Genomic DNA, 13,931 nt, shown 5'->3' with positions numbered 1-13,931 from the left:
GTTCCTCCTGCTAGTCCGCGGCGGCGATACCGACGCCGCCCCATTCGTCCATCGCCCGGTACGGCTGGTAGCCGACGACACGGTCGGTCACGATGCCCCCGATATCTGAGAACGCCAGCGGCACCATCGGCGCCTGGTCCATCGCGGCCGCGGACGCCGTCGCGAGCAGCTCACCCCGCCGCACCGGATCCGACTCCCGGTTCGCCGCGTCGAGCGCCTCCTGGAAGCCCGGCAAGGCGTCCGCGGACGGGTTCTGCGGCGACGTCGCCCCGTAGTAGGTGCTCAGCAGCAGGGACGGGTCCGCGCGCCCGACGACGGTGGTCAGCACGGCGTCGAGTTCGCCCCGGTTGAACACCGGCGACATCTCCTGCGGCGTCATGGTGCGGATCTCCATTCGGATGCCGACCTTCTCGAGCTGCTCCTGCACGATCTGCGCGATCAGCTGGTTCTCCGGCAGGTTCATCACCCCGGCGGTGAAGGTGAATCCGTTCGGCACCCCGGCCCTGGCGAGCAGGTCCTTCGCCTCCGCCTCGGAGTACGCGAATCGGTCGGCGAGGTCGGGGTTGTACGCGAAATAGCCGGACGGGAAGTTCTGCGATGCCGCCTCGCCGTGACCCTCGAGCGCGGTCGCGGCGAGCACCTCACGGTCGATGGCCCGGGTCACGGCCTGCCGGACCTCCACCGTGCCGAACTCGCTGCGGGTCCGGTTGAGGTTGAGCGCGTAGTGGTTGAGGCTGGTCTGCACCTCCACGTCGAGCCCCTGCGACCGCGCCGGTTCGATGATGAGGGGGGTCGCGATCGCGGCGTCCATCTGGTCCGAGGCAACCGCGCCCAACCTGGTCTGCGGATCGGCCATGACGGTCCACTGGAACCGGTTCGCCCCGACCGACTCCGCGTCCCAGTACCCGTCCCAGGACGCGAATTCGTACTCCGCTCCCGGTGTGGAGCGGGCCACCGTATACCGGCCGGCGCCGACCGGGTCGAGGACCAGCGCGGCATCCTTTTCCGGGGTCCCGAAGGCGTTGGGGCTGACCATCATCCCCGGCAGGTCGGACAGGGTCAGCACCAACTGGGCGCCGGGGCCGTTCAGGCCGAGCACCACGGTGCGCGGGTCGGGGGTGTCGATCCGGTCGACGGGCGCCAACATCGTCGTGGTGATCGAGTCCGGCTCCTTCGCCCGCAGCAGGTTCGCCTTGACCGCTGCCGCGTCGAACGGGGTCCCGTCCTGGAAGACGACCCCCTCACGCAGGTGCAGCGTCAGGGTGGACCCGTCCGGCGCGAACTCCCACGACGTCGCGAGCCCCGGAATCGCGTTCGCGTCCGGATCACGCTGGACGAGACGGTCATAGACCTGCGCGAGCAGGATGTTGTCCTGCGCGACCTTCGTCTTGTGCGGGTCGAACGACGACGTGCCGTACGTGGTCGCGTAGCGGAAGGTGGCGGTCGGATCGGTGGCCATCGACGAGCTGTCGGAGGCCCCGTCGGTGGCGGTCCCCGCGCAGCCTGCGAGCAGCGCGGCGGTCAACCCGACCGCGACGATCATCTTGCGAGACATGTTCCCTCCCATTTCACCCGCTGCTAAGACTCCCGTAGCGCCCCGAGTGTGACGCACGACACGTGACGTCAGTTGGCCGCCACGCCGACACCGCGCCACTCGTCGACGACCCGGTTGGGTTCGTAGCCGACGACCTGATCCGAGGTGATCGCACCGAGCTGCGCGAAGGCGATCGGCAGCATCGCGGCCTCGCCCATCAGCACCTCGCTCACGTCTCCGAGCAGCGCGGCGCGCTGCCCGGGGTCGGTCGCCCGGTTCGCGGCGTCCATCGCCTCCTGGAACCCGGGGATCGCGTCGTGGGACGGATTCTGGGCGGAGTTCTGGCCGTAGAAGGAGGTCAGCAGCAGCGACGGGTCGGCCCGACCCACCAGGGTGGTGAGAATCGCGTCCAGCTCCCCGCGGTTGAACGCCGGGTTCAGGTCGGTCGGCGTCATCGACCGGATCTCCATGGTGATGCCGACCTGCGCCAGCTGCTCCTTCATGATCTGCCCGATCATGGTGTTCTCCGGCAGGTTCGACACCCCGGCGACGAACGTGAAGCCTTCCGGCACACCGGCGTCGGCGAGCAGACTCTTTGCCGTCGCCTGATCGAACGGGTACTGGCCGTCGAGCGCGTCGTCGTGTGCGAAGTAGCCGGTCGGGAAGTTCTGGCTGGCCGCCTCACCGTGCCCCTCCAGCGCGGACGCGACGATCGACTCGCGGTCCACCGCGTGCGCGAGCGCCCGCCGCACCTCGATCTTCCCGAACTCGCTGCGCGTCCGGTTCAGGTTGAGCACGTAGTTGTTCAGGCTGGTCTGCACCTGCGCCTCGAGGCCCTGTGCGGTCGCCGAGTCGATGGACTGGGGGGTCGCGATGCCCGCGTCGAGCTGACCGGATGCAACGCCGCCGACCCGGGTCTGGGGATCGGTCATCACCGTCCACTGGAAGCCGTCGGCCCGCACCGCGTCCGGATCCCAGTAGCCCGGCCGCGCCGCGTACTGATATTCGGCGCCCGGCTGCGCGTTCACCACCGTGTACCGGCCCGCCCCGACCGGCGCGAGCACGAGGGCCGCGTCCTTCTCGGGGGTGCCGAAGGCATTCGGGCTCACCATCATCCCGGGCAGGTCGGAGAGGGTAAGGACCAGCTGCGCGCCGGGGCCTGCGAGCCGCAGCACCACGGTGCCGGGATCCGGGGCGTCCACACCTGCGACACCCGCCAGCATCGAGGAAGTGATCGAATCCGGGGCCAGTGCCCGCTCCAGGTTGGCCTTCACCGCGGCGGCGTCGACGGCGGCACCGTCGGAGAAGGTGACGCCCTCGCGCAGGTGCAGGGTCAGCGCGGATCCGTCCGCGGCGAATTCCCACGACTCCGCAAGTCCCGGTACGGGGTTGCCGTCGACGTCGCGGTGCACGAGTCGGTCGTAGACCAGGTTCAGCATCGTCGAGTCGCTGGTGATCTTCGTCTTGTGCGGGTCGAAGGAGGACGCGCCGTAGGTGGTGGCGTACCGCAGCGTCGCGGTCGGGTCGACGTCCGCGGCGGACGCACCGCCGGAGTCGGTGGAACCGCACCCGGCGACGAGGGCGGTGGACACCGCGATCGCGGCCGTCAATCTACGTGGGAACACAGGCATCCTTTTGATCGGACCGAATGAGGCTGGACTGGGCGGCTATTCGGCGGCGAGACCGACGCCACGCCATTCGTCGACGAGCAGGTTCGGCTGGTATCCGACGACCCGATCGTCGAGGGTCGAGCCGAGCGCGAAGAACACCAGCGGCAGCGCGAGCGCGTTGTCGCTGACGATCGTCGACACCGCGCCGAGCTTCTCGCCGCGGACGGCGAGATCGGGTTCCGAATTCGCGGCGTCGAGCGCCTCCTGGAAGCCGGGCGCGTTGCCGCGCGACGGGTTCTGCGGCGACGCGGCCCCGTACAGCGAGGTCAGCAGGATCGACGGATCGGCCCGGCCGGTGAAGGTGGTGACGATCGCGTCGGCGTCACCGCGATTGAAGGTCGGCGACGCGTCCGCAGGCGGCAGCGGGCGCAACTGCATGTCGATGCCGATCTCGGCGAGCTGCTGCTGCACGATCTGGGCGACGAGCTGATTCTCGGGGAGGTTCAGCAGAATCGCGGTGAAGCTGAAGCCATTCGGCAGTCCGGCCTGGGCCAGCAACTGCCGGGCCCTCTCCGGGTCGTACCGGTAGGTGTCGTCGAGTGCGGCGTCGTGCGCGAAATACTGCTTCGGGAAGTTCTGTGTCGCGGCCTCGGCGTGACCCTCCATCGCGGTGTCGGCGATGGCCTGCCGGTCGATCGCGTATGCGAGCGCCTGCCGCACCTCGAGCTTCGTGAATTCGCCCCTGGTGCGGTTGAAGTTGATCGCCATGTGATCCATCCGGATCGGCGCCTCGACGGTGAGACCCTGCTGCTCGGCCGCGTCGATGGTCAGCGGCGTGGTGATGGCGGCGGAGACTTCCCCGGAGGCGACCCCGTTCAGTCGGGTCTGTGGGTCGGTCATCACGGTCCACACAAACCGGGTCGAGGTGACCGCCTCGGGATCCCAGTAGCCGTCCCTGGCCGCGAACTCGTATTCGGCGCCGGGGCGAGATGCTGCGACCGTGTACCTGCCGGTTCCGGCCGGCGACAGGGCGAGCGCAGCGTCCTTCTCCGGCGTACCGAAGGCGTTGGGGTTGACCATCATTCCCGGCAGATCGGAGAGCGTCAGCACCAGCTGGGCTCCCGGACCGTTCAGGGTGAGGACCGCGGTACGCGGGTCCGGGGTCTGCACCCCGGTAACCACGGTGAGCATCGAGGCGGTCACCGAGTCCGGCTCCATCGCCCGTTCCAGGTTCGCCTTGACGACGGCGGAGTCAAACGGGGTGCCGTCGGCGAAGGTCACCCCGTCACGCAGCAGCAGCGTCAGCGTTCCGTCACCGAACTGCCACGACTCCGCCAGGCCTGGAATGGGATTGGCGTCGGTGTCGCGGTGAACGAGGCGGTCGTACACCAGGTTGAGCATGGTCGCGTCGCTGGTGATCTTCGTCTTGTGCGGGTCGAACGAGGAGGTCCCGTAGACCGTCGCATAGTGGAAGGTGGCGTTCGGATCGGCCACCCCGGACGACGACGTCTCGGCAGCACCGCAGCCGGCGAGCAGGGCGGCGGACAGTCCGAGTGCGACAACGAGCTTGCGTGACATACACATTCCTTCCCGACGCGCACCCATGCAGTGCCGAGGCACGCGGGAACACACCGAATCCGTCGGTCTGACGCGAACGTAAGCGGTGTGACGTGGAGCACTCCGAGCAGGTCCCGCTCAGTGGGACCGAGCGGGTCACCGGCGCCGCGCGCTCGATCGGTCACGGTCGGGCGCCCGGTCCCGGTCCCGCACCACGGGATCCGGCTCGCCGGGTACGGTCGCCCGATGAACAACGTGCTGAATCTGGTGAGAGCCCGGGCCGCGGTCGACGCGGCGTTCGCGGCTGCGGCGCAACAGGACAAGCGGGTCAGCGTGGTCGTCGTCGACGACCGTGGTCATGACGTGCTCGCTGCGCGAAGTGACGGGGCGCCGTGGTTCACGGCGGGGGTGGCCCGCGCGAAGGCGGCAACGGCGGCCGCGATGGGGGCGGCGTCCGGCGACCTCGCCGGGCTGAAGGTCGCGCACCCGGAGTTGCTTGAGCTCATCGGGGCGCAGGCCGCGCACCCGATGACAACCCTTCCCGGCGGGGTGCCGATTCGGCTGGCGGGCACCGTGGTCGGGGCGATCGGGGTCAGCGGCGCCGAACCCGACGAGGACGCCGCCTACGCGCGGGCCGGGTATGCAGCGGTGAAGGCTCTCGGTCAGTCGATGTCGTAGACCACGGACACGGTGACGGTCAGGTCCTGCATGCCCGGCTCGATCGGGGTGGATGGCGCCCGGTCCATCATGACGCCCGGCATCGGCGGTGCCGCCGCGGTGACCTCGCTGATTGACCGGACGTCACCGAGCTCGACGCCCGCCGCGTCGGCGATCTGCCCGGCCTGCGCCCGCGCCTGCTCGACGGCCCTGGCGCGGGCCTCGGCGCGCAGGTCACTGTCGTCGCCGATGGAGAAGGTCAACTGCTGCACCCGCACCGCGTCCCCTGCCGCGGCGGCCGCCCCGTCGATGAGGCCGCCCGCACCGGCGATGTCGTGAACGGTGGCGGTCACCTGATTGGTCACCTGGTAGCCGGTGATCGTCGACGATGCGGGCGCATAGGTCGGCTGCACTGACAGCCCGCTGGTGGCGATGTCCGCCGCCGCCACTCCGCGACTCTTCAACGCATCCGTCAGGGCCGTTGCCCGTTCCGCGTTCGCGGCAAGCGCGGCCTCCGCGGTGGCGTCCTGCGTCTGCACGCCGAGCACCACGGTCGCGGTGTCCGGGGCCGCGCTGACCTTCCCGACACCCTGAGTGCTGATTCCCGGAGGCGCGGACTCGGATCCGCCACCCGACGAGGTGTCCGCGGCGCAGCCCGCGACCAGGATCACCGCCGCCGCCGACACCGCCACGCCCACCGCCCGCAAGGTTGCCATGCCCCAACTATGACGCAGCCGCCGCCGGTGTGGCCGGGTTACCGGTCCGGCGTGTCCCCACCCAGGCCAGCGCCGCGGCCAGGGCCACCGTGGTCCCGGCGAACAGGATCATCAGGGTCCGGGGGCCGATCGGGTCGGTCCCGGCGGTGCCGGTCACCGCGACCGCGACCGGCGCGGCCATCGCATCGGACATCGCGTCCTGCTGAGCACCGCTGCGGGCCGGGATCGCGTCGACCCCCTTCGCCACCTGGTCACGCAGCTGCCCGGACACCGACTTCAGCTGATCGATGCCGGCGAGGATCTGGTCGGTGGTTCCACCGAGCAGTTCGGGGGCCTGCGCGGCGATCGGACCGATCCCGTCCTGCAGCTGGCGGCCCGCGCCGGACAGCTGGGCCGAGACCGACTCCAGCTGCCCGAAGCCGTCGCCGACCGCGTCGCCGAGGGTGGTGTCGGGTCCGACCCCGCTGCCGAGCAGCCCGGTGATCGCGCCCAGCTGCCGGCTGAGGTCGGCCAGGTCACTGCCGGTGCGTTCCAGCGCCGCTGCGGCGTCGCCGTCGACGGCCGTCACCCGCGCCGCCACCTCGTCGAGTCCCCGCTGCGCGCGGTCGAGGCCGGTCGTGACATCCCCGACCGTGACACCGAGGTCGGTCAGCCGGGTCGCCAGCTCACCCGCGGGCCCCCTGGCCTGCTCGACCATGCCCGATACCTGCCCTGCGACGTCGACGAGCTGGTTCGCGCCGTCGTTCGCGGTCTGCAGGTACGGCAGCATTGCGGTCACCCCGTCCAACATCTGCCTGGCCTGGGTGTCGGCGGCGGCGGTCGCGGTTGACAGGACCTGGGCGGGCAGCAGCGCCTGCTGCACCTGTGACCGGGCCGAGGCCATCCCGGACAGCAGGTCCCGGATGCCTGCCGAGGAGGTGACCTCGGTGACGGTGGCCGCCAGCCGGGTCAGCGTCTCGTCGTCGGCGGCGCTGCCGCGCCGGACCGTCACCTCCGCCTGCCGCGGCGCCGTGGTTCCGAGCGAGGTGACGGCGTCGGAGAAGTCCTCCGGGATGGTGACCGCGGCAAGGTACGTCCGGTCGGCAGCCGTGTCGGCGTCGACGACCTCCCAGGCGAATCCCTCGGACCGTTCGAGCGCGTCGATCACGCGTTCCCCGATCGCGTCCGCCCCGCGGTCGTCGTTGACGATCGCCACCGTGCGCGGCGGCGGCGCCGCGGGCCGCAATCCGAGGACGAGCCCGGCCCCGACGATCAGCAGGACGGCGGTCAACGCGAGAACGGGCCACCGGCGGCGGAGGACGGGTAGGACATCAGGCATGCAACCGACCGTACGTGCGGTCCCTGGGGAGGGATTGGCACGCACATGAGAATTGCTCTCAGACGGGATCAGGTTCCGGTGTGTGCGCGCCGGACCCGGGCTTGAAACGGCGCCGCACCCACCAGCCGAGCGCCCCCGCCGCGGCGACGGCGACCAGCAGCCACATGCCACTGCCGAGCGCCGATTCGACCCGCTCGTAGGAGTGCCCGGCAAGATAGCCGAGCAGGACGTTGCCCGCCCCGAAGATCAGCGCGGCGACCGCGTTGAAGGCAAGGAACCGCCGGTAGGGCATGCCGCTGATCCCGGCGAGCGGGGGCATCACGGTCCGGAGGAACGCGACGAACCGGGCGAGGAACACGGCCGGACCACCACGGCGGCGCAGCAGGTCGCGTGCCCCGTCGAGTCGGCCGCCCGCGACGAACGGCAGCCGCAGGATCCGGGGCCCGATCCGGCGGCCGACCCCGAAGCCGACGGTGTCACCGAGCAGTGCGGCCACCACGACAACGACGATCATCGCCCACAGGTCGACGCGGGCCTGGCTGGCGATCACCCCACCGACGATCGCGGCCGTCTCGCCGGGCACGACGAACCCGATGAACAGGGCGTCCTCGACGAACACGAAGGCAGCGACGGCGAGGTAGACGACGAGCGGCTCGAGCTCCTGTAGCCGCTCCAGCAGGGCGGTCACACCGGGCCCGCAGACGGGAGGTCGAGCAGTCCGCGACCGAGAACGGCGAACCCGTCGCGCAGGATCCGTTCGAAGGCGGGCGCACCCTCGTCGGGTCGCCAGCCTCGGTACGCGGTGTGCATCACCGCGAGCGCGGAGTTCACGACGAATGCGACGAGCATCGGGTCGGCGGGGATCCGGCCGCCGACCCATTCCCGGACGAATCCGCGGAACGGTTCGCTGGCGGCGATCGCGGGCTCGAGCATCGCCTGGCACTGCTCGATCATCGCCTTGCGCAGCAGCAGCCGTGCTTCGTCGCGACAGGTGACCCCGACGAGGATCTCGCACAGTGCCTGCCACACCGGCTCGTCCGCGGGCCGCGCATCGGCCAACGCCCGCCAGCGGGCCGGATCCTCGGGGTCGGGATCGAGCAGCAGCGCTTCCTTGGAGTCGAAATAGTTGAACAACGTGCTCTTGGAGACGCGGGCGGCGGCGGCGATCTCCTCGACGCTCACCTCGTCGAAACCGCGGGCCGTGACGAGATCGACGGCGGCGCCGCGCAGGGCGCGCCAGGTGTCGAGCTTCTTGGCGGCGCGCAGCCCCGATGCCTGGGTCACGGCACCAGCCTACGCCCGAACTTACACTCGGTCCAAATTTGTATGAGGTACAAATTTCGGCGCTTGGGAATAGCTAGTGCCGACCCCGGGTTGGCCGGACATGACCGAACATGGCATGACCGCGTCCGTGGTGGCGGCCGCATACGGCGACCCCGAGGTCCTCACCGTCATCACCGAGCCGGTGCCCGCTCCCGGACCGGGCGAGGTGCAGGTACGCCTGCGCGCGATCGGGGTCAACCCGTTCGACGTCAAGTCGTACAGCGGCGCTTTTGGCGCCGATCCCGCACGGCTGCCGATCCGGCCGGGCATCGAGGCGTCGGGCGTGGTGACGGCCGTCGGGGCGGACGCGGTCGGCCCGACCGGTCCGGTCTCGGTCGGCGATGAGGTCATCGTCAACCCCGGCGCCCGCACCTACACCGAGTGCCTCACGGTGCCGGCATCCGTCACCCTCGCCAAGCCTCCGAGCCTGTCCTTCGAGCAGGCGGCCGCCCTGCTGTCCAGCGGAACCACGGCCGTCGACGCGCTGACCACCGCCCGGGTCGCGACGGGTGACACCGTCCTCCTGCACGGCGCCTCCGGGGCCGTCGGCGCCGCGACCGCGCAGCTGGCGCTCGCCCGTGGCGCCACCGTGATCGGCACCGCTCGCGCGACGAACCACGACCACCTGCGCGCGCTCGGGGTGATCCCGGTCGAGTACGGCGACGGGCTCCTCGACCGGGTGCGGGCGCTGGCCCCGGACGGGGTCGATGCGGCGATCGACACCGCGGGCACCGACGAGGCGATCGACGCGTCGCTCGCCCTCGTCGGCGACCGCGGCCGGATAGTCACGATCGTCGCGTTCGAGCGGGCCGGGCGGGACGGCTTCCGCGCGATCGGCGGCGGCGACCCGGACAGCGCCCGGATCCGGCGCGAGGCGCGCGCCGAGCTGGTCGAACTCGCCGGTCGCGGATCGCTCGAGGTGACGATCGCAGCGACGTTTCCGCTCGCCGACGCGGCCCGTGCGCACCGCGAGCTGACCGGACGGCACCCGCGAGGCAAGTTCGTACTGCTGCCGTGACGGTGCGGGAATAGTTCCGGGCGGCGCACGTTGAGTACGGTGAGCTAGTTGAATAATCAACTACTAATCCGAGGAGCGCAGCATGCCCGCCGTGACCGCCGACAACATCCTCGCGCTGCCCCGCGTCTCCGCGGCAGCGCCCGACGCCCTTGCCCGCCCGGTGCTGTCGGTGACCACCGCCCCGCGCGGCTACGAGGGCGAGGGCTTCCCGGTCCGGCGCGCCTTCGCTGGCGTCGACCTGGCCCACCTCGACCCGTTCCTGCACATGGATCAGATGGGCGAGAACGAGGCGGCGCCCGGCGAGGCCAAGGGCACCCCCTGGCATCCACACCGCGGCTTCGAGACCGTCACCTACATGATCGACGGCGCCCTCGAACACCGGGACTCCAACGGCGGCGGCGGCGCGATCGGCGGCGGCGACACCCAGTGGATGACCGCGGGCGGCGGCATCCTGCACATCGAGACCCCACCCGAACAGCTCGTGGTCACCGGCGGCCTGTTCCACGGCGTGCAGCTGTGGGTGAACCTGCCCCGCGACAACAAGATGGCCGCACCCCGCTACCAGGACATCACCGGCAACCGGGTGGCGCTGCTGTCCTCGCCGGACGGCGGTGCGCTGATCCGGGTCATCGCCGGGGAACTCGACGGACACCACGGCCCCGGCTCGACCCACACGCCGATCACGTTGCTGCACGCGACAATCGCGCCCGGCGCCTCGGTGACCCTGCCATGGAATCCCGAATTCAACGCGCTGGCTTATGTTCTCGCTGGCGACGGAACGGTCGGTACGGAACGTCGCCCGGTCCGGACCGGGCAACTCACCGTGTTCGGGCGCCGCGGAAGCACGATCACGATCGCGGCCGCCGACACCCAGGACTCGCGCACCGAGGCGCTCGAGGTCTTCGTCCTCGGCGGGCGGCCGATCCGCGAACCCATCGCGATGGCCGGCCCGTTCGTGATGAACACCAAGGCGGAGGTCATCCAGGCGTTCGAGGACTTCCAGGCAGGCAGGCTCGGGTCGATCCCGGCCGCTCACGAAACGCTGGACTGAAGAGGCCCGAGCGCCTCACTCGTGCACCGAGATTCGATGCGGCTCACCGGCAACGTTCACGCATCGGCTCGATCACGGATGAGGGGAACTCCTGCGCCGCTCGCTATGTTGAAGACCGAAGTTCACGAAGGAGGCTGCATGTCGGCACCACCCACCCCGCAGATCGACGTCCATCGCGCCGGCGAGCGCCTGGCAACGCGGATCGACTGGCTGGACTCGAAGCACTCCTTCTCGTTCGGTCAGCACTACGACCCCGACAACACCCATCACGGCGTGCTGCTCGTCAGCAACGACGACATCGTCTCCCCGGGACAGGGCTTCGACACCCATCCCCACCGGGACATGGAAATCGTCACCTGGGTACTGCGCGGGTCGCTCGTGCATCAGGACTCGATGGGGCACTCCGGGGTGATCTACCCCGGGCTCGCACAGCGGATGAGCGCGGGCACCGGAATCCTGCACTCGGAGAAGAACGACGGATGGCGCCTGTCCGGGGCGCCGAGCCCCGACCACTCCGACCCGGTCCGGTTCATCCAGATGTGGGTGCTGCCCGACGAGTCCGGTGTCGCCCCCGGCTACGAGCAGCTTGAGATCGAGGACGAACTGATGCGGGGCGGCCTGGTGCCGGTGGCATCCGGGATGCGCAAGCATCGGGACAATTCCGCGATCACCATCAACAACCGGGGTGCCGCCCTGTACGTCGCGCGGATGCGGGCCGGCGACAGCCTGACCCTGCCCGAGGCGCCGTACCTGCACCTGTTCGTCGCCGAGGGCGAGGTGGACCTCGAGGGTGCAGGCCCGCTGTCCGAGGGCGACGCGGTGCGGTTCACCTCGACCGGCGGCCACCGCCTGACGGCCGACCGGCCCGCCGAGATCCTGGTCTGGGAGATGCACACCCGGCTCGGCGGCTGACGGCCCGATCCGGATGGTAGAAACGGTGCCATGACCTCCACCGATGCTCCTCGCGTCGACCGCCTGATGGCGATGATGGGCGCCCGCCCCGGCCCCGTCGAACCCGGCCGCACCGAGCACACCCAGGAGGTCGGACCCCGGTTCCACGATCATCGCGGCCGGACGATCCTCGGCTCCGTCGGCATCCTCGTCGACGCGGTCCCCGGCGGCGCCGTCGGGCGGTCCGTGCCCGCCGGAACGCAGACCGTGCTGTCGCAGGTCACCGCCGCGCTGGCGGCGCCGCTGCCCGACCGCGGCGACATCGTGGCCCGCGGCAACGCCGTGCACCTCGACCTCGACACCGGAATCGGACTGGCCGCGGGCGACCTGACCGGGCCGGACGGGCAGTCGTACGCGGCACTGACCGCGCGGGCGGTCGTCGTCACCCGCGGCGCCACCCACGCCGACACCGTGTTCGGCGGCCCCCCGCTCCCCGTCCCCGACGCCGAGCCGGGCACCGATCCCACCGAGTTCGCGGGCCGGTCCGGTCTCGACGTGGTGACCGCGATCGGCTCCGGCGCGGTGGCCCGTGGCCCGCTGGCCGGGTTGTTCGGCGTCGACCTGGCCGAGGTCGGGCCGGGCCGCGTCGTCGGCACGTTCACGCCGCGGCCGTGGATGGCGAACTACCTGGGCACCGTGCAGGGCGGCAACCTGATCGCGGTGTCGGATCTGATGACCGGCCTCGCCGCGCAGACGCTGACCGCGCCCGGCCAGCACTACCGCGCCCTGGACCTGCGGATCGACTTCGTCCGGTCCCCCGCCCTTGACGGCGGTCCGGTGCGGGTGCGGGCCGAGGTCGTGCGCGCGGGCAGGCGCCTCGCGCTGATCGACACCGAGACGGTCGACTCGTCGGGGATCGTGCTGGCCCGCGCGCAGTCCAGCGTCCACCTGCTCTGACACGACCGTCGTGACCGCCGCCCCGGCGTCGGCGGGGCTAACCTGCTAGTGCGGACGTCGCGCCAGCCGAGGAGAGTCATGACGAATCAGCCGCCGAATCCCGACGGAACACCCGAGGGGCAACCGCCGCAGTACGGACCGCCCGGCTCCGGCGCCGCCTACCCGGGCGGACAGCCCCAGTACCCCGGTGGGCAGCCGTATCCGGGGCCGCCGCCGCAGTACGGGCAGCCCTACCCGGGACAGCCGTACCCGGGCGGACAGGTTCCGCCGGGCGGCTACCCACCGGGCGGGTACCAGCCGCAGCCGTCCCCAAGCAACGGCGCGGGGATCGCGGCGCTGATCCTCGGCGTTCTCGCGGTCCTCGGCGTCTGGACGATCATCGGCGGCATCGTGCTCGGTGTCCTCGCCGTCATCCTCGGCTTCGTCGGGCGCTCGCAGTTCAAGAAGCGTCGCGCCACCAACGGCGGGATGTCCCTGGCGGGCATCATCCTCGGGGCACTGGCCGTGATCGTCTCGATCGTGCTGGTGGTGGTCGGGGTCGGGATCTTCAACAAGGTCGGCGGCCGCGACCTCGTCGACTGCCTCCGCGATGCGGGCACCGACAGCGCCGCGATCGAACGGTGCCAGGACGAGTTCCGGCAGAACGTCGAGAACCAGCTGTCCATCACGCTGACGCCGGCCCCCCGCTGACGCCGCGACCCCTCCGGTGCCCGATGCGATTTCCCGACGAATCAGAATGGACGTCGCAGCAACGTCGGACGAAGCGGGGTCACGGGTGAACAAGGACATCGAGAGCAGCCGCGCGCGGGTGAGCAGGCGCCGGGCCCTCGCCCTCGGCGGCACCGTCGGGCTGTCCGGGCTGATCGCCGCCTGCTCGACCGGGGGGTCGTCCGACCCCCCGCCGACGACCGCGGCGGGCTCCGCCTCGGACGACGCGGTCGCCCTGCTCGCCCGCGCACCGCAGTGCGTCGCAGGCAAGGAGGAAACGCAGGGCCCCTACTGGTTCGACGTCGACTCGATCCGCAACGACATCCGAGAGGACCGGCCGGGGACCACGTTCGAAGTGGTTCTGCGCATCCAGGATTCGGACACCTGCACCCCCGCGAGCGGCGGCGGGATCGCCAACGCGGTTGTCGAGATCTGGCACTGCGACGCGGGCGGCGTGTACTCCGGCTTCGAGTCCGGCTCCCGGAGCGCCAACGGCTACCCACCGCAGGCCGCGACGCCGGGCGGGCCGCCGACCCAGGGCGCACCCGGCCCGGACACCTCCTTCATCCTCTCCAACGGCTCCTACAGCGC

The 13,931-nt window shown here is 71.0% G+C and carries 13 protein-coding genes and 1 pseudogene; 7 read left to right on the top strand and 7 right to left on the bottom strand.

All coding sequences use genetic code 11. The features are described from left to right. Positions 1–10: 10 nt before the first annotated feature. The 3 genes from ACWF62_RS10575 to ACWF62_RS10565 form a co-directional block, all read right to left on the bottom strand. Complete coding sequence (locus ACWF62_RS10575; RefSeq protein ID WP_452630010.1) at positions 11–1,555, bottom strand: ABC transporter substrate-binding protein; 1,545 nt, start codon at positions 1,553–1,555, stop codon at positions 11–13. Positions 1,556–1,623: 68 nt separating this feature from the next. Beyond that, positions 1,624–3,165 carry an ABC transporter substrate-binding protein gene (locus tag ACWF62_RS10570; RefSeq protein ID WP_452630009.1) on the bottom strand — a complete coding sequence of 514 codons (1,542 nt, stop codon included), beginning with the start codon at positions 3,163–3,165 and terminating at the stop codon, positions 1,624–1,626. Between the two features lie 36 nt (positions 3,166–3,201). Beyond that, positions 3,202–4,722 carry an ABC transporter substrate-binding protein gene (locus tag ACWF62_RS10565; RefSeq protein WP_452630008.1) on the bottom strand — a complete coding sequence of 507 codons (1,521 nt, stop codon included), beginning with the start codon at positions 4,720–4,722 and terminating at the stop codon, positions 3,202–3,204. 225 nt (positions 4,723–4,947) lie between these two features. On the opposite strand from ACWF62_RS10565, the gene ACWF62_RS10560 reads away from it, so the two are divergent. Then, positions 4,948–5,379 carry a heme-binding protein gene (locus ACWF62_RS10560; protein ID WP_378509255.1) on the top strand — a complete coding sequence of 144 codons (432 nt, stop codon included), beginning with the start codon at positions 4,948–4,950 and terminating at the stop codon, positions 5,377–5,379. Here ACWF62_RS10560 and ACWF62_RS10555 read toward each other — a convergent pair. From ACWF62_RS10555 to ACWF62_RS10540, 4 genes are read right to left on the bottom strand one after another with little or no spacing between them, the layout of a single operon-like run. After that, positions 5,364–6,074 (bottom strand): SIMPL domain-containing protein, encoded by a 711-nt coding sequence (locus ACWF62_RS10555; protein WP_452630006.1) that lies wholly within the window; start codon positions 6,072–6,074, stop codon positions 5,364–5,366. The genes ACWF62_RS10560 and ACWF62_RS10555 overlap by 16 nt on opposite strands. 7 nt (positions 6,075–6,081) lie before the next feature. Next, the gene (locus ACWF62_RS10550) at positions 6,082–7,392 is read right to left on the bottom strand and encodes a YhgE/Pip domain-containing protein (protein ID WP_452630005.1); all 1,311 of its coding nucleotides are present in this window, start codon (positions 7,390–7,392) and stop codon (positions 6,082–6,084) included. A gap of 58 nt (positions 7,393–7,450) precedes the next feature. Further along, complete coding sequence (locus ACWF62_RS10545; RefSeq protein WP_452630004.1) at positions 7,451–8,080, bottom strand: DedA family protein; 630 nt, start codon at positions 8,078–8,080, stop codon at positions 7,451–7,453. After that, a complete protein-coding gene (locus ACWF62_RS10540) occupies positions 8,077–8,676 on the bottom strand; it encodes a TetR/AcrR family transcriptional regulator (protein ID WP_452630003.1) in 600 nt (199 codons plus the stop codon). Before ACWF62_RS10540 ends, ACWF62_RS10545 begins: the two co-directional genes overlap by 4 nt. 115 nt (positions 8,677–8,791) lie before the next feature. Between ACWF62_RS10540 and ACWF62_RS10535 the strand changes: the two genes are divergently transcribed. The 6 genes and pseudogenes from ACWF62_RS10535 to ACWF62_RS10510 form a co-directional block, all read left to right on the top strand. Next, positions 8,792–9,733, top strand: coding sequence for an NADP-dependent oxidoreductase (locus tag ACWF62_RS10535; RefSeq protein WP_452630067.1), 942 nt, complete (start codon positions 8,792–8,794; stop codon positions 9,731–9,733). 82 nt (positions 9,734–9,815) lie between these two features. Continuing rightward, positions 9,816–10,784, top strand: a complete 969-nt coding sequence (locus ACWF62_RS10530) for a pirin family protein (RefSeq protein ID WP_452630001.1) — start codon at positions 9,816–9,818, stop codon at positions 10,782–10,784. A 138-nt stretch (positions 10,785–10,922) separates the two neighbouring features. Beyond that, complete coding sequence (locus ACWF62_RS10525) at positions 10,923–11,696, top strand: pirin family protein (RefSeq protein WP_378509249.1); 774 nt, start codon at positions 10,923–10,925, stop codon at positions 11,694–11,696. Positions 11,697–11,726: 30 nt separating this feature from the next. Next, positions 11,727–12,632 carry a PaaI family thioesterase gene (locus ACWF62_RS10520; protein ID WP_452630000.1) on the top strand — a complete coding sequence of 302 codons (906 nt, stop codon included), beginning with the start codon at positions 11,727–11,729 and terminating at the stop codon, positions 12,630–12,632. Between the two features lie 78 nt (positions 12,633–12,710). Further along, a complete protein-coding gene (locus ACWF62_RS10515; protein WP_452629999.1) occupies positions 12,711–13,322 on the top strand; it encodes a DUF4190 domain-containing protein in 612 nt (203 codons plus the stop codon). Positions 13,323–13,407: 85 nt separating this feature from the next. Next, positions 13,408–13,931, top strand: a pseudogene (locus ACWF62_RS10510) (protocatechuate dioxygenase); the annotation flags it as partial.

The organism is Rhodococcus sp. NPDC054953 (assembly GCF_053609225.1).
Note: the sequence above shows the minus strand (reverse complement) of the source record. Positions and strands in the feature narration are given on the sequence as shown.